This window comes from Exiguobacterium sp. UBA3968 (assembly GCF_002385115.1).
Taxonomy (GTDB): Bacteria; Bacillota; Bacilli; order Exiguobacteriales; family Exiguobacteriaceae; genus Exiguobacterium_A.
Genome location: NZ_DGCW01000004.1, coordinates 218759 through 236987, shown reverse-complemented (window position 1 = coordinate 236987; position 18229 = coordinate 218759). Strand labels below are relative to the sequence as shown.

Sequence of the window (18229 nt, the reverse complement as noted above, 5' to 3'; positions counted from 1 at the left end):
AATTTGTATTAAGAGGCTTTTCGTTCCTCTTCTTGAGCAACAGTCGTTAGTTTCTTTTTCATGAGACGAATCCGGTACAACGCAAATAAATAATGGGCGAAATAAATCGTAAATCCCAGGAAAAGCGTTAATGCTACATGAATCTGAACGCCAGGAACAGCATGAAGCTGAATGAAGAGCAAGACAGCCATTGCCATCGTATAGAGCACCATTTCCACCGATTGTGGCATGACGCGTTGACGTTTTAGGAAAAAGGAACGCATGAGTGGTAGGACGACGAGACTGACGAGACGATCGACCAGACCGATGACGAGCACACTGATCACCATCGCTAAACCATTTTCAAAAGTGATTAATCGTGGAAAAACAAGATATGTGACGAGTAATAGTGGTCCAACTAACAAAAAGATTGAAATCGAGGCACGTGCAAAGACGAAGAGCCCGTTGACACTTGTTAAAAAGGCGCGAAAAATCTTTTGCGACCAAGGCGATGGTCGACCGACTTGCCAAGCAAAACAACAAGCAAAGATGAACGCATAAAATTGCAGAAAGGCAACCATAAAGCATCTCCTTTAGATATGAAACTCATTGTCCCTAGTGTATCGATTTTAAGAGAGAAGTGCAAAGAAGAACTTTTCACGAAGTATAGCAAAAGACCAGCTGATATGACATCAACTGGTCCTTCATGAATCAATCCAGATTTGGTTCTTTTTTTCCGTGCAAGAAGAAGGACAGAATCAATGCGAGCGCAGATAAAACGGTCGCAATCCAGAACGCGTCAGTGATCCCTTGGATCGTTGCTTGTTTTGTCAGCATCGTAAACCAACTCGTTGAAGCAGCTTGTGAGCTACCCAGCTGTTGTCCAAGATCGTTTAAATGTTGCGAAAGCGTCGGGTCGAGTGTCGTGAACTGATTCGCATCGTCTGCCAAGTGAGCCGTCGTTTGACGGGTCATGACGGTGACGAGAATTGCCGTTCCGATGGAGCCGGCGACTTGACGAAGTGTGTTTTGGGTTGCGTTTCCGTGCGGGATCATCTTCATCGGTAAAGCGTTCATACCGGCAGTCATGATCGGCATCATGATGAATGCCATACCGAATGACCGAAGCATGTAGATGCCCATGATGGAATAATACGACGTATCCATGTTTAATTGCGTCAATTCCCACGTCCCGTACGTCATCAACGTCAAACCGAAGATAGCGAGCGGTCGAATACCGAAGCGGTCAAATAAACGACCGGCAATCGGTCCGGTGATTCCCATGATTAGTGATCCGGGCAAAAGGAGAAGACCTGAATCGACCGGTGAAAAACCACGAATGCTTTGAAGGTAAATCGGTAAAAGCAACATCCCACCGAACAACGCCATCGTGACGATGACATTGATGAAGAGGGTGAATGAAAATTCCGGAACCTTCAAGACGCGAATGTTTAACATCGGATCTTCCATCGACAGCTCACGCATTGCAAAAGCAGCGATTCCGATTAAACCGATGACGATCGAGCTGATGACGATCGGACTATCCCAGCCGTCATTCCCGGCTTCACTAAATCCATAAAGGAGACTGCCAAACCCAATCGTACTGAATAAGACACCAAGTGCATCGAAAGAAGGTTTCGAGAGTGGCTGTGTCAGTCGGAACCAAGCCGTACCAAGTAGCAATGTCACTAATCCAAAGAACGACATCGCATAAAACATGACGTGCCAATCATAGTTTTGGATGACATATCCCGTGATCGTTGGTCCGACTGCTGGAGCGAGAATCATCGCGATTCCGAGCATTCCCATGGCAGCGCCACGCTTATGCGGTGGGAACAATGTCATGAAGACGTTTGATCCTAGTGGCATTAAGATACCAGCACCTGCCGCCTGAACGACACGCCCGATCATCATGACCGGGAAGTTCATCGCCATCGAACAGATGATTGATCCAAAGAAAAAGAGTGTCATCGAAGCGAGGAACAACTGGCGGAACGTATAACTGCGCATTAAAAAAGCACTGATCGGAATCAAGATCCCGTTGACGAGCATGAAACCTGTCGTCAACCACTGGGCAGTGGACGTCGACACGTTGAAGTCATTGATTAGAACCGGTAACGCGACATTAATCAACGTTTGGTTCAAAATAGCAATGAACATACCAATCAGTAAGACCGTCAGTACTTTCGGAATACTGACGTTTTCAGTCGATACTTGTTTTGAAGGTGCTGCGACTGGTGGTGTCACGGTCATCGTCGGTTCCGTCTCGAGGGACTCCTCAAGTGTCGGTCCGTCAGTGGCCAGTGCGATGTCGGATTGACGATTCCGGCGGGCGATCCAGTTGACGCCGATGATGATCAGAATCGTGAACGCACTATATCCGAACAAGAAGGTAGTAGACATGAACGTCCCTCCTTAATCCTTATGAATGCGGACGGTCACATTCATACCAGGTCGAATGTCGAGTGATTTTTCTTGCGAGAGTGATACTTTAACTGGAATGACTTGTGCGACTTTCGTGTAGTTCGCATTTCCGTTTGAAGAAGGCATCATCGAGAACGTCGAAGCTGTCGTCATTCCGATCTGTTCCACTTCACCAGAAAGTGTCGTGTCAGGATAGCTGTCGACATACACGTCAACGGTTTGTCCGACTTTGATTTCATCGATTTCTGTTTCTTCGATGTTCGCTGTGACCCAAAGGTCGTTTAAGTCAAAACCATAGGCAAGTGGTGTACCGGCTGCGACGAAGCCGTTCTTTGTCGCCATCGACTGAACGATCGTTGCCTTCGCAGGCATCGAAACAGAAAGATCTGTTGGTTTTTGTCCAGCTTGCGCAGTCATGATGTGACCAAGTGTTGCACCGCTGTCGAGCGATTCGCCTGTTTTAGCAGACCAGTCCGTTAATTTACCAGCGCTTGGGCTAGCAATCGTTATCATTTTGCCATCGATTTTCGCATTGTCTGTTTTGACGTAGCTTGTTGCTTGATCGTAATAGTAGTATCCGACGACCCCACCACCGATCAAAACGATGAGTGTAACGATATTAATGATTAATAATTTTTTCATACTCATGGGTGTGTTAGCATCCTTTCTTGTGTACAATCGATTCAAAAAAAGTACTCCTCTGGGGGGAGGAGTAATTAATATAGTTAATTATATGGATAGTTAGATAACAAACAACCAACAATTTCCGACAAAATGTTGGAAAAATAAATGATAACGGATTCATTTTTAAAAAGATGATGGAAAAGGAGTGAAATGCACATGAAAGAGAGCCGTGATCCACGACCAAAACGGTCACGTGACCGTATTACGATGGAATTGTTTCGTTTACTGAAGACAAATAGCTTTTCGAGCATCACCGTCAAGATGCTGACGGATGGGGCGGGTGTGAACCGCTCGACCTTTTATGCGCACTACACAGATAAATATGATTTGCTTGACCAAATCGTTGAGGAACAGATGATGGCGCTCGAACAAGCGATTCGGATTACAGGTACAGGCACTGTATTTCCGACAGTCGAACAGGTCAGTCGTTATTTTGCTCGTTTGTTCATTCACATTGAAGAAAACGAATTGTTTTACCAGACGATGCTCGTTCAAGGTCCTATCAAAACGTTCATCTCACGTTTTCTTGATACGTTGAAAGAAAATTATCGCCTCGTCTTTCGATCTCAAGTCGCAGAAGATGCGACTTTCGTCGATCGGGACTTGTTACTGAACTATGTCATTGGTGGACAGTTAGGATTATTGATTTCCTGGTTGCGAAACGGTCGACCATATTCATCCGCATATATGGCGGAGCAATTGAGCCGGATGATCGTCTTTGGAACGGTTGAAAGCATCGGTTTTCCGAAAGAAACGGAATAAGGTCATAGAAAAAGACACTCCCGCTAGGAAGTGTCTCGTATTCAAGCTTGTCGGAAGGCAAGTTCCTTCGTATAAATCGTACTTCGGTTTCGTCCGCTTTCTTTTGAGTAATACAACGCTTTATCTGCTTGTTGTAATGCTTCAAGAGACGTATGGGAACCACTAGAATGTGCAATCCCAAGCGAAATCGTGATTTGCAGATCAGGTACGTCTGCCGTCGGGAACAGGTTGCGTGCGACCGTCATCCGAGCCAACTCTGCGATTTTTTGAGCTTCTTTAGCTGTAGTGCTTGGTAAAATGATCAAAAACTCTTCACCACCGTACCGTCCGACGAGGTCATCCGGTCGTGTTAAGGAAGCGAGTGTCATGCCGAGTTGACGTAGGACATCATCCCCGGCGTCATGACCATATGTATCATTGACGTGCTTGAAGAAGTCGATATCAATCAAGACAAGTGAATACCCTTGATCCGTTGAACCGACAAGTGACAGTGAATCATCGAGACGGCGCCGATTGGCAAGTCCAGTCAAAGCATCCGTCATCGCTAGTTTTTGTTGATACTGAATGTTTTCGAAGTGACGGCGTAATTCCGTCAGCAGTCGAAAAGCAACAAAGCCAGCCAATAGATTAAAGAAGATATAAGCGATTGAAATTTTAAAGAATGTCGACCAGCTGTTTGTCAGGATATAGATGGCAGGTAACGAATAGAGAACACCAATTGACACCAATAATTGAAAATGGCGTGTCGAGACATGAACGAATCGACGTACGATTCCGATCGTCGTAATGATTAAGACGATAATCAGTGTGGACAGATAAAAACCCTCCATTTGATCGACGGGTGTCAAAAAGTAACGTGTCCCGATGATCATTATACCGGCGACGATGGCGCTCGGGAAACCACCGAATAGCATAGCGATCGCGACTGGGATGATTCGTAAATCCACACGGGCGACATCAATCTGAATGCCATTGAATATCAACAAAACTGCAATCAGACCACAGACACTTCCCAATATGAGGCGTGTACTCCAGCTGGAATTCAGCGAAATACGTGGTCGATTCCGAAATGGCAAGAATAAGAGAGTAATCGTCGTGAACAGTAGACAAAAGTTAATGATGAATTGATTCATGATGGACAACAAATCCTCCCAACTCCCCCAGCTAACAGATTTCCATATATATACTCCAGTATACTCATCTAGGTAACGGTTAGACAGAGGTAAATGTTTAGATAAAACATAAAAAACGGTAGAAAATCTACCGTTTTTTATGAAGACGAAGTGAGCGTATCCTCATCCATCGTCAGTAAAATCTTATCGAAGACGCGAATCATCGTTTCCAGTTCTTCTTCTGTTAAAGTTCCGAAGCGATCTTGTAAATAGTTTCTTCGGACGACCTCGAGTTCCCGAAAAGCACGCTCTCCGTCATCCGTCAAAGCGAGGACAATCGAGCGACGATCTTCCGTCGAACGCGTCCGTGTGACATATCCTTGTTTATAGAGCTTATCCGTTAAAGCAGTGACTTGACTCGTCGCCAGCTCAAATTGTTCCGCAAGAAGTGTCGGACGCTGGGGACCGTTTTCTGAAAGACTCCGTAAGATGAAAAATTCGCTTCGGGTCGCTGTTCCTTCAAATAGTCGATTAAGTTCACGTCGCAGGGTACGAAGAATGACACGCATTTGTTCCTCGAGTCGGTAAGTCAGTAAATCACGTTCCTGTGGCATGCAAGCAGCATCCTTTCTCTCAGTGGACTTCTATCATTTAGTGTACTAAACATATCGGATTTTTACCATCTACTACCCCAGATTCAAAAAAGGCAATTGACAATTTCGTGGCGGTTTGTGTAATATGGCGTAGTAATAACTAATTTAATTCAGTTCTCACTCAACCAGTGGGATGGAGGTTGCAGTTCTTAAGAGTACGGTTACGGATGTCGTCAAGCGACAAATGAAGTGACCTGAAAGGAAGAATTGCCGAAATCAATCATCGCTTTGAAGATGATCGATTGGGATTAGATCGAATAGGTCTAATACTGTCACAAGTCGGGTATCACTTACTTGTGGAGAGCTATCTTTCACGACGGTAGAATGAGGCGCATTCATTTTATTATGTTGCGTTCTCATCTTCCATCTGGAAGATGAGGGCGCTTTTTGTTTTTTCATTCAAAAAGTGTCCTCTCAAAAAATCTAAACAGAGAGAAGCGAACGAAATGAACAAACTAGATGTGAAACAAACAACAGATTCGACAGCCGAAGGATTAAAACGTGGATTACAAGCCCGTCATATGTCGATGATCGCCATCGGTGGGGCAATCGGAACAGGACTTTTCATCGCGTCCGGTGCTTCCGTTGCAGCAGCAGGACCAGGTGGTGCACTCCTATCGTATGCAATCGTTGGTCTGATGGTCTACTTCTTAATGACAAGTCTTGGCGAAATGGCGGCGTATATGCCTGTCGCCGGATCCTTCTCGACATACGGGACAAAATTCGTCGATCCCTCATTCGGCTTTGCCCTCGGCTGGAACTACTGGTACAACTGGGCAGTCACGATCGCAGTTGAGCTCGTTGCAGCACAAATCGTTATGACGTATTGGTTCCCGGACGTTCCTGGATTTTACTTCAGTGCCTTATTCCTTTTACTCATGATCGGCTTGAACTACTTCTCCGTTAAAGGTTTTGGGGAAGCGGAGTATTGGTTCGCCATGATTAAAGTCGTCACTGTCATCGTCTTCTTAGTCGTCGGTGTTGCGATGATTTTCGGTGTCTTTACATCGGAGCCACCAGTTGGCTTTAAAAACTTTGCTCTCGGGGATGCGCCGTTCGTCGGTGGTATTCCTGCCGTCATCGGAATCATCCTCGTTGCTGGATTCAGTTTCCAAGGAACAGAACTAGTCGGAATTGCCGCAGGTGAATCGGAAAATCCGAAAAAAAACGTTCCAAAAGCAGTCAAACAAGTCTTCTGGCGCATTTTACTCTTCTACATCCTTGCGATTTTCGTCATCGGGATGCTCATTCCGTATACGAGCCCGAACTTGGTTTCCAATGACATCACGGACATTGCCGTTAGTCCGTTTACGCTCGTCTTTGAAAAAGCAGGTCTTGCGTTCTCGGCAGCACTCATGAACGCCGTCATCTTGACATCTGTTCTATCTGCCGGTAACTCAGGTATGTATGCTTCCACACGGATGCTGTATACACTTGCTCGTCAAGGAGATGCACCAAAGTTCTTTGCAAAAGTGTCGAAAAATGGGGTACCGCGTAACGCTTTGCTTGCAACAGGAGCAATCGGTGCGCTCTGTTTCTTAACATCGATGTTTGGTGGACAAGTCTACCTGTGGTTACTCAATGCTTCAGGTATGACAGGATTCATCGCATGGCTCGGAATTGCGATCAGTCACTATCGTTTCCGTAAAGGATTCCTTGCACAAGGTCATTCGTTGAAAGATTTACCTTACGTTGCACCAGCGTTCCCGTTCGGTCCGCTGTTTGCATTCGGTCTTTGTTTCCTTGTCATCGTTGGTCAAAACTATGCAGCATTCCTTGCTGATCAAATTGATTGGGTCGGGATTGCCGCGACATATGTCGGAATTCCGTTGTTCCTTGCCTTCTGGTTAGGACACAAATTCAAAAACCGGACGTCGATTGTTCGTTACGAAGAGATGGACTTCCCAGAACATCCACGTCAATCGTAATCAACGAGCCACCTTCAAATGAAGGTGGCTTTTTAGATGTCGCTTCAAGTAAGATGAAAGAAAAACAGGAGGCGATCTTCGTGAATTACTGGTACCACTTTAAGCGTGCCTTCTTACCGATCGCATTATTGCTTGTGACGCTTGCCTTGTACCAAATGATTTATCGTTTGAATAACATCTGGTACTCGCTTGGAGGACTTCTTCTTGTCTTCGCAGCAATTTACTTCGTCATGCGTCGCCTAAAAACGAACCCAGAGGATTGAATGAGCAGGAAAGTCGAGTCCATTCTCTGAACGCGGTAAAATAGAGACATACAGAGGAGGGGAAGATAGATGGCAAAAGCAATATTTGCAGGTGGTTGTTTCTGGTGCATGGTCAAGCCATTCCATAAATATGATGGGGTAGAGCAGGTCATTTCAGGATATACCGGTGGTCATACAGAGAACCCAACTTATAAAGAGGTCTGTTCGGAAACGACAGGTCACTTGGAGGCGGTTGAAGTCACGTACGATCCGTCCGTCATTACGTACGAAGAATTACTCGATATCTTCTGGCGTCAAATCGATCCGACAGACGGGGGCGGTCAATTCAATGACCGTGGTGAATCATATCAGCCGGCCATTTTTTATGTCGATGAAGCGCAGCGTGAAGCAGCTGAACGTTCGAAAGCAGAGCTTGACGCATCAGGACGTTTCTCGCGTCCGGTCGCGGTAGAAATTCGTCCGGAAAAGCCGTTTTGGCCAGCAGAAGAATATCACCAAGATTATTATAAAAAGAACCCATTCCGCTACCAGATGTATAGCGTCGGCTCCGGTCGTGCGAAATTCATTAAGGAAGCGTGGAAGGATCATGGTAAGGAAAAAGAATTGAAAGAGCGTCTGACACCGATTCAGTATAAAGTAACACAAGAAAACGGGACAGAACCCGCTTTTCGTAACGAATACTGGGATGAAGAACGTCCAGGTCTTTATGTCGATATCGTCGATGGTACACCACTCTTCACATCAAAAGATAAATTCCAGTCAAACTGTGGTTGGCCGAGCTTCGCTAAACCGATCTCAGAAGACAAGATGGAAGTCGAACTCGACACGAGTCATGGGATGACGCGGACGGAAGTACGTTCTGCGAATGCAGATAGTCATCTTGGTCACATTTTCGATGATGGTCCGACAGAGCTTGGTGGTCTACGCTATTGTATCAACTCAGCAGCGTTACGATTTATTCCGGTAGAAGAGCTTGATTCGGCAGGATACGGGGAATATAAAAAACATTTCGAGTAACATGTAGGGAGCAGTCAAACGATTTCGTTTTGACTGCTCTTTTTTTCAAATGGAAAGGAGAGGATCAGATGTTTCAGTCCGTGTATGAAGAGATTCGACAGATGACGATTGCAAAGGTACTTGATTTCTATGATCATGAAATCCGTCAGCTCGATGAGAAAGCACGTCAGGAAAAGTACGACAAGATGAGTTTGAGTCCATTTCGTTTTTTTCGGGGGAGTTCGCATCTTTTTTATTACGATGTGACCCGGATTCCGCTTGGTTTTGACACACCTCGTGATAAGCCAACTTGGATCCAAGGTGATCTTCACTTTGAGAACTTTGGTGTCCATGGCAATGCAAAAGGAGAAATCATCTACGACGTCAACGATTTTGATGAAGGATACTTAGGATCGTATTTATACGATTTGATTCGCATGGCAGTCTCTGTGCGATTATTCGCTGAAGAGGCAGGATATGATTCAGTCCCTGCAATTCGTAATTATGTTCTTGAATACTTACATGATTTAAAAAAGTATGCACTTGGAAAAGATCCAAGTGATGTTTGTTTTACACGGGATAATACAAAAGGACCAATCAAGAAGTTAATCAAAAAAGCAGAAAAAAAACGTGAAGAATTAATGGGGGAGCGAACGGAACTGGTAGATGGCGTGAGACGATTTTGTACACTCCCGGATATGGAAGTAGTAGATGATGCGACACGAGCAGCAATTGAGTCTGCCTGGCCTTCCTACATCGAGACAATCGACACCGAGGATCGCCGTGAGGAATCGTTCTATACGATCAAGGATATCGTTCGTAAGCTAGACAGCGGAACAGCATCCATTGGTCTCGAGCGCTATTACATCTTGATTGAGGGCGAAGGGGGAGAAGAAGATTTGATTCTTGAGATGAAACAAGCGCAAACGTCTGTTCCTTCGTTATTCCTGCCCGTTTATCGTCCAGAAGCAGAAACCGTTCATCAAGGGAGACGGGTCATCACGTCGCAAAAGGCGATGCAGGCACATGAAGATCCATATCTTGGTTATCTGACGATTGAAAAAAAGGAATATTATGTACGCGAGCGCTCACCGTACAAGAAAAAACTAAAGGCGAAGCATATAAAAAGTCAGGAAGACCTTGAGAACGTGTTATGTATTCAAGGTCAAATTACCGCGAAAATCCATGCGCGGGCAGATCAAGATGCGGGAATTCAAGAAAAAATATTAACCCATCATGCGGATGTTGAAATCATTCGAGCTATCGGTGTTTCCGATACCGCTTTTTTGGAGCAGATCGAGCGTTGGTCAGAAGCTTATGTCATGCGAACAAAGCTGGATTACCAAGTGTTTTTAGAATGGATGAAGACGCGGAAAACGACTTAAAACGTGGACTGAAAAAGGAGAAAAATATCGGTATGTAACAGATGTTACATGCCGATATTTTTGAAGTGATTTTTATTCTTTAACAGATGAAAGCGTCATGCAAAAAACAAATAGGTATAATGACCTATATCAATTTATCTGAAAACTTCGTAAATTTTTGATTAAGTTCTTACGAACGACTCGCTTCGTAAGACAAATCACAACGGATATAGGGGGAAGTACATCATGAGTTTGACGCGGAAAAAAGATGTTTCCGCTATGATTGCTGCAAGTAAACGCAACAGTGGACTTGCTCGAAATCTTGGCGCGATGGATTTAACGTTTTTAGGAATTGGCGCCATCATCGGTACCGGAATCTTCGTTTTGACGGGAACAGGAGCGTTGACTGCAGGACCAGGACTTATCGTATCATTCATTCTATCTGCCATCGCCTGTGGTCTAGCTGCTCTTGCTTACGCTGAATTTGCATCAACGATTCCGGTCAGTGGATCCGTCTATACGTATACGTATGCAACGATGGGAGAGATCTTCGCTTGGATCATCGGTTGGAACTTGATTCTCGAATATGGACTCGCCTCCAGTGCCGTAGCAGCCGGTTGGTCAGGTTACTTCCAGTCTTTACTCGCAGGATTTAATATCCATGTGCCAACAGCTCTCTCAGCAGCTCCAGGAGCAGTAGAAGGAGCCAAGACATACTTCAACCTTCCAGCCTTCCTGATCCTCTTTGCCATTACGGCATTATTGTCGATGGGAATCAAGGAAACGAAACGTGTCAACAACATCATGGTCGTCATCAAATTAGCAGTCGTCGTGTTGTTCATCGTCGTCGGTGTTGGCTACGTTGAACCATCAAACTGGACACCATTCACTCCATTTGGTTGGGGAGGCGTCTTCTCGGGTGCTGCGATCGTCTTCTTCGCGTACATCGGTTTTGATGCTGTTACATCAGCAGCGGAAGAAGTCCGTGATCCACAAAAGAACTTACCACGTGGTATCATCGGTTCACTTGCTGTCTGTACAATTCTTTACGTCATCGTCGCAGCCATCATGACAGGGATCGTCCCTTACAAACAATTCGCTGGTATCGATCATCCGGTCTCACTTGCGATTCAAATGGCAGGTCAAAACTGGGTCGCTGGTTTCATCGATCTCGGTGCGATTCTCGGGATCACAACGGTTATTCTCGTCATGACATACGGAATGGTGCGTCTCGCGTTTGCGATCTCGCGTGACGGGATGTTCCCTAAAGTATTCTCCGAAGTGCATCCGAAATACCAAACACCATTCAAGGCGACTTGGATGATCGGACTTGGTAGTTCACTCGTCGCTGGATTCGTTCCACTCGATGTCATCGCGAACCTCGTCAACATGGGTACACTCGCAGCATTCGTCTTAATCTCTGTCGCTGTCTTGATTCTTCGTAAAACACAGCCGGATCTCCCACGTGCATTCAAATGTCCGGGTATGCCATATGTGCCAATCGCAGCAATCGCTGCATGTCTCTTCTTAATGTTCAACTTGAAACTCGAGACATGGATTGCTTTCGGAATCTGGCTTGCAATCGGTTTAGTGCTTTACTTTACGTTTGCGCGTAAGCGTTCGAATCTACACCCAGGAAACATGCCGGTAGCGGAACTTGCTGCTTCAAAAGAAGAAGAGTAAACACATCAAAAGACCCGGTCGCCTTCAGGCGATCGGGTCTTTTTGTGTTAGGAAAGTGGAACAGGACCTTTGACGCGAACCGCATCAAATTCACGACGAATGCTTTCATTGGCTTTCGCTTCATCTTCTGCCGACCAGCCGAGTTCGCTACGCATCAGGGCAAGAACACCGTCTGCGTATTGTTCAGCATGTGGGAAATCAAAGAAGACGGCTGAAGCACGACGGTTCAAGAAGTCACCGGGTTGCATGACGAGCTCTGCTTCTAGACCATACAGAAGGGCACCGAACCAGTGTAACGGTAATTGATAACGAGCGGCTTCGTCACCGCGTGTCCGAATCAATTCGAAGACACGTTCGACATTCGTACCGTAGCGCTGGATGAGCCATGTCGTCTCATTCGGTGACACCCCAAGTGCTTCGCCTTTTGGTTGTTGTTCCTTCATGTAACGCGCGAATCCTTTACTTCCTTGTGGATGACCACCACCAAGCAAGATATCGTGCGTACGGGAAGCAAGATAAATTCGATTTTCTTCTGTCTTGAATTGCTCCGCGACCATATCGATGATTCGTTCTGCCATCTTCCGGTACCCAGTCAACTTACCACCGGCGATTGACATCAGACCGGATTTCGAAACGAAGATTTCGTCTTTTCGGGACAGTTCACTTGGATCTTTTCCATCTTCATGAATGAGTGGACGTAGTCCAGACCACGTTGATTCGACATGCTCAGGTCGTAACTCGACGTTGAACATTTGATTCGTCGCCTCTAGGATGTAATCCTGATCCTCGACGGTGACACCAGGCTCAAGAATATCTCCTTTATAGTTCGTATCCGTTGTTCCGACATACGTTTTCCCTTCACGTGGAATCGCAAAGATCATCCGACCGTCTGGAACATCGAAGTAAACGGCTTGTTGCAACGGGAAATGTACTTGATCGATGACGAGATGAATCCCTTTTGTCAGGTGTAATGACTTTCCAGACTTCGAACCGTCTTTTTCGCGCAGTTCATCGACCCAAGGACCCGTCGCATTAATGATCTTCTTCGCCCGAATCGTATACGTTTTGCCACTTAAGACGTCGCGGACTTCGACACCAACGACTTTTCCATTGTGGTAGACAAGCGATTCCGCTTTCGTATAATTGACGGCACGTCCGCCGTAACCGATGGCTGCTTTTAAGACTTCGACCGTCAGTCGAGCGTCATCCGTTTTATATTCGACATACCGACCACCGCCGACTAAATGCTCTGAGCGTAACAGTGGTTCGTAACGTAATGTTTCTTCTTTGCTAAGCATCGTCCGACGTTCATGGCGTTTGACACCAGCGAGTTGATCATAGACACGTAAGCCGATCGAGGTCGAGAAGCTACCGAATGTACCACCTTCGACAAGTGGAAGCATCATCCACTCCGGTGTCGTCACATGCGGTGCGTTCTCATACACGATGGCACGTTCTTTCCCGACTTCGGCGACGAGTTTAATCTCGAACTGCTTCAGATAACGCAATCCACCATGGACAAGTTTCGTCGATCGGCTCGATGTCCCTTCGGCGAAGTCCTGCATTTCAATCAAGCCTGTTCGCATGCCGCGACTTTGTGCGTCAAGCAGAATACCAGCTCCCGTGATACCGCCCCCGATGACGAGGACGTCTAGAGGTTCTTGTCCCATTTCTTCTAACCATGCTGTCCGTTCCGTACTTGAAAACATCTTGTCTTCCCCCTGTTCGTCTGAAATGAATAGTTAGTCTACTTCTATCCATGTACCCACTTTTGCACTCTTTTGAGCACGATCAATGATTTTCATGACGAGTTCAGCCTGTTTCGCAGAGACAGGTGGTGTGGTTCGCTTACGGATGGCTGGAGCGAGATCCGTATAATAATCCCCAAAATGACCGGAAACAAAAGGGAAGTCTTGCAGAGGTCCATTTGCTTCAGCCAATTGATAGGTCGTCCGTTTTGTATCGACTTCATCAACGAAGTAACTCGCCTGTGTTCCGTGCACCATCAGGGAGGGACCAACAGCTGGAACGATGGAACCGATATGCAAAATAGCGCGTCGCGTGCCAAAGGCTAAAATTAGATGTGTATAGTCATCAACGATCCCATCTTGTCGTTGAATCGTTTGATCACAAAAGACACGGTCTGGAATTTCATCGAAGGCGACGAGTGCTTGATCGATCAAGTGTGAACCAAGGTCGTACAATAGTCCGGCACCAGGAACGTCCTGTTCGCGCCAACGCTCCTGCACATCGGGACGGTAACGGTCATAATGCGCTTCGAACGTCTGGAGCGTACCGAGTCGTCCAGATTTCAATAAGGTCATCAGCGTCCGAAAGTCCTTCGTGTACCGCCGATTATGATAAACTGTCAGTAACCGACCGTATGTCCGTGCTAGTTCTGTCAACGTTTCGGCTTCTTCGAGCGTGACGGTGAACGGTTTCTCGACAAGTACATCACAGCCCGAGAGCAAGGCGTGACGCGCGAGTGGATAATGCAGATCATTTGCCGTCGCGATGACGACTAAATCGATTTGTTCCGCTTCAAGTAATGCTTCAAGTGTCGGATAGACAGGGAGCGTCGCGTCGTACGCAGCGACCGCTTCCGGGCGACTCGACTGAACAGCGACCAACTGATAATCAGGTGCGTGTAAATAAGGCGCATGCAAATGTTCACCGGCAAGACCAAAACCAACTAATGCGGTACGAATCATAGAAAACACATCCTTTTCAAGTTCATACCCTCAATCTACCATAAGGAGGAATACAAGATGATTACCGAGCAACACATCATCGAAAAGATGCGCCAAGCGATGCAACGTATTGACCAAACAACAGGAGCTGCGCAGAAAGAACAGATTGCAGCGATGAAGGTTTACTGTGAACTACTGCTCGAATCCGATTCGACGTCGAGTTCGACAATATCGCTTCCTACGTCAACGCCTCAGGCAACCCCAGCGGTCGATCCGATGTTAGCGCGTTTCATGGGTGTTTCGCAGGAAAAAGAAGAAAAAGGCACTTCATTGCTCGATTTTTGAATGAAATGACGCAATTCAGGGAATAACCATCACAGTTAAAATGAGAAAGGGAGATACGTCATGAAAACAGTCATCGTCATTGGAGCAGGACCAGGAAACGGATATGAAATCAGTAAACGATTCGGGCAAGAAGGGTTTCAAGTCGTTTGTGCGGCGCGGACACAAGAAACGCTTGCAGCCGTCATCACGGAACTAAAAGAAGAAGGTGTAGAGGCGGTGGGGGTAGAATGTGATGCTTCTCGAAAAGCCGATATCGCATCACTCATCGAATGGACAGAGGAGCAGTATGGACAAATCGATGTCTTAGTCTATAATGCTTCGATTTTACATCAAGCATCTGTCCTTGAAGTCTCGGCAGAACAGATTACGAAAGAGTTCGAGATCGATGTTCTCGGTGCACTGCATGCCGCACAACTCGTTGCTCCTTCGATGCAGGAACGAAAAGACGGCGCCATCCTGATTACAGGAGGTGGCGCTGCGATGCAAGCAATCAAATCGTTACCAGGGCTTTCGATTGGCAAGGCAGGCGTTCGTCAAGTGACGCACATGCTCCATGATACGTTGAAGGAAGACGGTGTCTACGTCGGAACTGTCACGATTGCCGGAGAAGTGAAGCGTGGAACGGCACTTGATCCGAAAAACGTAGCGGAAGCGTTCTATACACTCTATACAAACCGTAACGAAGTAGAGACAGTTCTATCAGCAGACTAACTTATGAACAAGGTGACGTATGCGGGTTCGGACATTGACCGAATCCGTATTTTCATGGAAAGGAGAGAAATAGAAATGAGACGATCTGTATTCATAAGTCTACTTTTTTTATTCGTCCTCATCGGTTGTGCACCAGAAGAAACCGATCTGCTTGGCATCAAGCAACCAGACGATGAAAAGATTACGAAAGCGACGGTGCAACGCGTCATCGATGGGGATACATTAAAAGTGAGGCTAGCAGACGGGAAAACGGAGGATGTTCGTTTGTTGCTCGTCGATACACCGGAAACTGTTAAACCGGATACGCCGGTTCAACCTTATGGAACGGAAGCTTCAGCGTTTACAAAAGAGACATTACCGAGCGGGACAGCTATTCGGTTAGAGCGTGATTATTCCCGGGCTGACCGATACGGACGACTGCTCGCATATGTCTGGTACGGCGATAAAATGTTGAATCAAGAGTTACTCCGAAAAGGTCTTGCGCGTGTGGCGTTCGTCTATGAACCAGACACACGTTATGTCGATGTGTTTGAACAGATCGAACAGGAAGCCAAGCAGGCAAAGAAGAAAATCTGGAAGCACGATGGCTACGTCACGAATCGCGGATTCAATGTTCAAGCGATTACAGAAACGAAATCCTGCGATATCAAAGGTAATATCAATCGGTCAGGTAAAAAAATTTACCATGTCCCGGGTGGTCAGTCTTACAATGAAGTGAAGCCGGAGCAACGGTTCTGTACGGAGAAAGAAGCACAAGAAGCCGGATTCGTCCGAGCAACACGCTGATAAACGCAAAAAAAGCCATCGCTAGCGATGGCTTTTATCTATCATACAGGTGGTGGCGGTGGTTGATACTGCTGTACGTTATCATCTTCATCAAAGGAGATCGTGACATCGGTGATTCCTTTAAGGATGCGAATTTGCAATTCGAGTCGATCTTTAATGTCGTCCGCTTGCGCAATTGTCAAGTTAGGGTCAACTTCAATCTCCGTTTCGACATGGAAGTGATCTCCTTCCTTGATGACTTCAAGTTTTTCGATGTCCCGAACCGCTTCATCACGTAACAAGATTTCACCGATTTTGGCTGTCAGTACTTCATCAACTTCACCGAGCGCACCGGCAGCATTTTGAATAAAGACGTTGTAGACGACATAAAACATCATGAGTCCAATCAAGATGGATGCAATGCCTTCTGCTTGATAAAACGACGTATAATGCGAAATCAGGACAGCGATAATGGCGATGACGCCACCAAGAGTTGCGACAAGATCTTCCATGAAGACAAGACGTGTCGCCGGTTTGGCTTGTCCAAGATGGGCGAAGCTTTGACCAACAAGTGTCAGTCCGCTCGATTTGAGTCCCGTCTCATGCGCGATTTCTTTCATCGCTTTATAGAACACTCCGACTTCCAGTACGACACCAATGCCAAGTGCCGTCAGGATGATCCACAAACCACTCGTTTTTTCGCCAGGACCGTGTGTGATATGCAAGATGCCTTCCCGAATCGTCTCGTAAGCAAGCAATGCAACGACGATGATCGCAGCAAGTAAGACGAGATTCACAAGGCGACCAAAACCATTCGGAAACCGTTTCGTTGGTGCTTTTTTACTGAGAGCAGAACCGATGTAGACGAAGAACTGGTTCGCTGCGTCACCGATCGTATGCATCATTTCAGCGAACATCGCTACATTCCCAGTTAAGATATAGGCGACGAACTTGATCGCGGCAATGATCGTATTGACGATGGCGGCAGCAAGGGCTGACTTATTTCCGCGACGGATCAATGAGAAAAAAGTGGTCATGAGCGGTTCTCTCCTTGTCTACTCAAAATAGGTTAACCGCGTCCTGCTTGGAAAGACGGATAAAGTGTCATGCCACCGTCGGCAAAGAGTGTGATTCCTGTGACATAACTTGCTTCGTCAGATGCAAGCCATGCGGCAACGGCAGAAATCTCTTCTGGTTTCCCGATGTTGCCCATTGGAATCATGCTCTCGACTTCTTTGCGTTGTTCTGGATCTTCGAATTTTTCAGCGTTAATCGGCGTATTGATCGCACCAGGTCCAATCGCATTAACCCGGATTCCTTTTGGTGCATACTCCATCGCAAGGGTTTGTGTCATCAATTTGACGCCACCTTTACTCGCAGCGTAGTGGACGAATGTCGGCCACGGAATGATTTCATGCACACTCGACATATTGATGATACTACCTTTGACATCATGTTCGACGAAGTACTTCAGTGCTTCTCGTGCCCCGAGGAAAGCTCCTGTTAAGTTGACGTCGATGACTTTTTGCCAATCTTCGAGCGACATCTCGTGGGACGCTGACGGCATCTCGATTCCCGCGTTATTGACGAAAACATCCAACTGACCAAAGTGAGCCACCGTCTCTTTCACAAGATTGATCATATCATCTTCCTTTGAGACATCCCCTTGGACGATAAAGGCTTCCCCACCTTTTTCTTGAATCGATTCAGCGATTTTTTTCGCTTCTTCCGGGTGGCTGCGATAGTTGATGACGACACGCATGCCTTCTTCTGCATAACGACGAACGATAGCTTCACCGATTCCCATTGATCCACCTGTTACGACGGCAACTTTTCCTTTTAAACTTTCATACATGATGCTTCACTCCTT

At 46.4% G+C, this 18229-nt stretch carries 18 protein-coding genes and 1 riboswitch; of the genes, 9 read left to right on the top strand and 9 right to left on the bottom strand.

Annotated elements, in window-relative coordinates; all coding sequences use genetic code 11:
- Positions 1-8: 8 nt before the first annotated feature.
- From B3S86_RS01365 to B3S86_RS01355, 3 genes are all read right to left on the bottom strand, one after another.
- Positions 9-560, bottom strand: coding sequence for a hypothetical protein (locus B3S86_RS01365; protein WP_035411503.1), 552 nt, complete (start codon positions 558-560; stop codon positions 9-11).
- Between the two features lie 130 nt (positions 561-690).
- Positions 691-2382, bottom strand: a complete 1692-nt coding sequence (locus B3S86_RS01360) for a DHA2 family efflux MFS transporter permease subunit (RefSeq protein ID WP_290748413.1) — start codon at positions 2380-2382, stop codon at positions 691-693.
- Between the two features lie 12 nt (positions 2383-2394).
- Positions 2395-3051 (bottom strand): HlyD family secretion protein, encoded by a 657-nt coding sequence (locus B3S86_RS01355; protein ID WP_056064483.1) that lies wholly within the window; start codon positions 3049-3051, stop codon positions 2395-2397.
- Between the two features lie 192 nt (positions 3052-3243).
- Between B3S86_RS01355 and B3S86_RS01350 the strand changes: the two genes are divergently transcribed.
- Complete coding sequence (locus tag B3S86_RS01350) at positions 3244-3849, top strand: TetR/AcrR family transcriptional regulator (protein ID WP_290748409.1); 606 nt, start codon at positions 3244-3246, stop codon at positions 3847-3849.
- A gap of 41 nt (positions 3850-3890) precedes the next feature.
- Here B3S86_RS01350 and B3S86_RS01345 read toward each other — a convergent pair whose 3' ends face one another.
- Both B3S86_RS01345 and B3S86_RS01340 read right to left on the bottom strand, forming a co-directional pair.
- The gene (locus B3S86_RS01345) at positions 3891-4982 is read right to left on the bottom strand and encodes a diguanylate cyclase (RefSeq protein WP_290748406.1); all 1092 of its coding nucleotides are present in this window, start codon (positions 4980-4982) and stop codon (positions 3891-3893) included.
- A 137-nt stretch (positions 4983-5119) separates the two neighbouring features.
- Positions 5120-5575, bottom strand: a complete 456-nt coding sequence (locus B3S86_RS01340) for a MarR family winged helix-turn-helix transcriptional regulator (protein ID WP_290748404.1) — start codon at positions 5573-5575, stop codon at positions 5120-5122.
- Positions 5576-5740: 165 nt separating this feature from the next.
- Positions 5741-5929: riboswitch (Lysine riboswitch) on the top strand.
- A gap of 131 nt (positions 5930-6060) precedes the next feature.
- Here B3S86_RS01340 and B3S86_RS01335 point away from each other — a divergent pair.
- From B3S86_RS01335 to B3S86_RS01315, 5 genes are all read left to right on the top strand, one after another.
- A complete protein-coding gene (locus tag B3S86_RS01335) occupies positions 6061-7542 on the top strand; it encodes an amino acid permease (RefSeq protein WP_035411488.1) in 1482 nt (493 codons plus the stop codon).
- A gap of 80 nt (positions 7543-7622) precedes the next feature.
- On the top strand, positions 7623-7805 hold the full coding sequence (locus B3S86_RS01330; RefSeq protein ID WP_035411695.1) for a hypothetical protein: 183 nt from the start codon (positions 7623-7625) through the stop codon (positions 7803-7805).
- Between the two features lie 69 nt (positions 7806-7874).
- On the top strand, positions 7875-8822 hold the full coding sequence (gene msrA / locus B3S86_RS01325; protein WP_035411485.1) for a peptide-methionine (S)-S-oxide reductase MsrA: 948 nt from the start codon (positions 7875-7877) through the stop codon (positions 8820-8822).
- Between the two features lie 68 nt (positions 8823-8890).
- On the top strand, positions 8891-10186 hold the full coding sequence (locus B3S86_RS01320) for a DUF2252 domain-containing protein (protein ID WP_290748398.1): 1296 nt from the start codon (positions 8891-8893) through the stop codon (positions 10184-10186).
- Positions 10187-10411: 225 nt separating this feature from the next.
- Entirely contained in the window at positions 10412-11848 is a 1437-nt protein-coding gene (locus tag B3S86_RS01315; RefSeq protein ID WP_290748394.1) for an amino acid permease, read from the top strand.
- 47 nt (positions 11849-11895) lie between these two features.
- Here B3S86_RS01315 and B3S86_RS01310 read toward each other — a convergent pair whose 3' ends face one another.
- Positions 11896-13557 (bottom strand): glycerol-3-phosphate dehydrogenase/oxidase, encoded by a 1662-nt coding sequence (locus B3S86_RS01310; protein ID WP_290748391.1) that lies wholly within the window; start codon positions 13555-13557, stop codon positions 11896-11898.
- 33 nt (positions 13558-13590) lie between these two features.
- Positions 13591-14559 carry a Gfo/Idh/MocA family oxidoreductase gene (locus B3S86_RS01305; protein WP_290748388.1) on the bottom strand — a complete coding sequence of 323 codons (969 nt, stop codon included), beginning with the start codon at positions 14557-14559 and terminating at the stop codon, positions 13591-13593.
- Between the two features lie 57 nt (positions 14560-14616).
- Here B3S86_RS01305 and B3S86_RS01300 point away from each other — a divergent pair, with 57 nt between their 5' ends.
- From B3S86_RS01300 to B3S86_RS01290, 3 genes are all read left to right on the top strand, one after another.
- Positions 14617-14883: a DUF5327 family protein gene (locus tag B3S86_RS01300; RefSeq protein ID WP_035411472.1), complete on the top strand. Its 267-nt coding sequence runs from the start codon at positions 14617-14619 to the stop codon at positions 14881-14883.
- A 60-nt stretch (positions 14884-14943) separates the two neighbouring features.
- A complete protein-coding gene (locus tag B3S86_RS01295; protein ID WP_035411468.1) occupies positions 14944-15594 on the top strand; it encodes an SDR family NAD(P)-dependent oxidoreductase in 651 nt (216 codons plus the stop codon).
- Between the two features lie 75 nt (positions 15595-15669).
- Positions 15670-16380: a thermonuclease family protein gene (locus B3S86_RS01290; RefSeq protein ID WP_290748384.1), complete on the top strand. Its 711-nt coding sequence runs from the start codon at positions 15670-15672 to the stop codon at positions 16378-16380.
- A gap of 41 nt (positions 16381-16421) precedes the next feature.
- On the opposite strand, the gene B3S86_RS01285 is transcribed toward B3S86_RS01290, so the two are convergent.
- Entirely contained in the window at positions 16422-17396 is a 975-nt protein-coding gene (locus B3S86_RS01285; RefSeq protein ID WP_214856255.1) for a cation diffusion facilitator family transporter, read from the bottom strand.
- A 32-nt stretch (positions 17397-17428) separates the two neighbouring features.
- On the bottom strand, positions 17429-18214 hold the full coding sequence (locus B3S86_RS01280; protein ID WP_035411459.1) for an SDR family oxidoreductase: 786 nt from the start codon (positions 18212-18214) through the stop codon (positions 17429-17431).
- Between the last annotated feature and the right edge of the window lie 15 nt (positions 18215-18229).

Coding starts and splice junctions, on each gene's coding strand:
- B3S86_RS01365 (WP_035411503.1), bottom strand. CDS start 560: ATGGTTGCCTTTCTGCAATTTTATGCGTTCATCTTTGCTTGTTGTTTT.
- B3S86_RS01360 (WP_290748413.1), bottom strand. CDS start 2,382: ATGTCTACTACCTTCTTGTTCGGATATAGTGCGTTCACGATTCTGATC.
- B3S86_RS01355 (WP_056064483.1), bottom strand. CDS start 3,051: ATGAGTATGAAAAAATTATTAATCATTAATATCGTTACACTCATCGTT.
- B3S86_RS01350 (WP_290748409.1), top strand. CDS start 3,244: ATGAAAGAGAGCCGTGATCCACGACCAAAACGGTCACGTGACCGTATT.
- B3S86_RS01345 (WP_290748406.1), bottom strand. CDS start 4,982: ATGAATCAATTCATCATTAACTTTTGTCTACTGTTCACGACGATTACT.
- B3S86_RS01340 (WP_290748404.1), bottom strand. CDS start 5,575: ATGCCACAGGAACGTGATTTACTGACTTACCGACTCGAGGAACAAATG.
- B3S86_RS01335 (WP_035411488.1), top strand. CDS start 6,061: ATGAACAAACTAGATGTGAAACAAACAACAGATTCGACAGCCGAAGGA.
- msrA (WP_035411485.1), top strand. CDS start 7,875: ATGGCAAAAGCAATATTTGCAGGTGGTTGTTTCTGGTGCATGGTCAAG.
- B3S86_RS01320 (WP_290748398.1), top strand. CDS start 8,891: ATGTTTCAGTCCGTGTATGAAGAGATTCGACAGATGACGATTGCAAAG.
- B3S86_RS01315 (WP_290748394.1), top strand. CDS start 10,412: ATGAGTTTGACGCGGAAAAAAGATGTTTCCGCTATGATTGCTGCAAGT.
- B3S86_RS01310 (WP_290748391.1), bottom strand. CDS start 13,557: ATGTTTTCAAGTACGGAACGGACAGCATGGTTAGAAGAAATGGGACAA.
- B3S86_RS01305 (WP_290748388.1), bottom strand. CDS start 14,559: ATGATTCGTACCGCATTAGTTGGTTTTGGTCTTGCCGGTGAACATTTG.
- B3S86_RS01300 (WP_035411472.1), top strand. CDS start 14,617: ATGATTACCGAGCAACACATCATCGAAAAGATGCGCCAAGCGATGCAA.
- B3S86_RS01295 (WP_035411468.1), top strand. CDS start 14,944: ATGAAAACAGTCATCGTCATTGGAGCAGGACCAGGAAACGGATATGAA.
- B3S86_RS01290 (WP_290748384.1), top strand. CDS start 15,670: ATGAGACGATCTGTATTCATAAGTCTACTTTTTTTATTCGTCCTCATC.
- B3S86_RS01285 (WP_214856255.1), bottom strand. CDS start 17,396: ATGACCACTTTTTTCTCATTGATCCGTCGCGGAAATAAGTCAGCCCTT.
- B3S86_RS01280 (WP_035411459.1), bottom strand. CDS start 18,214: ATGTATGAAAGTTTAAAAGGAAAAGTTGCCGTCGTAACAGGTGGATCA.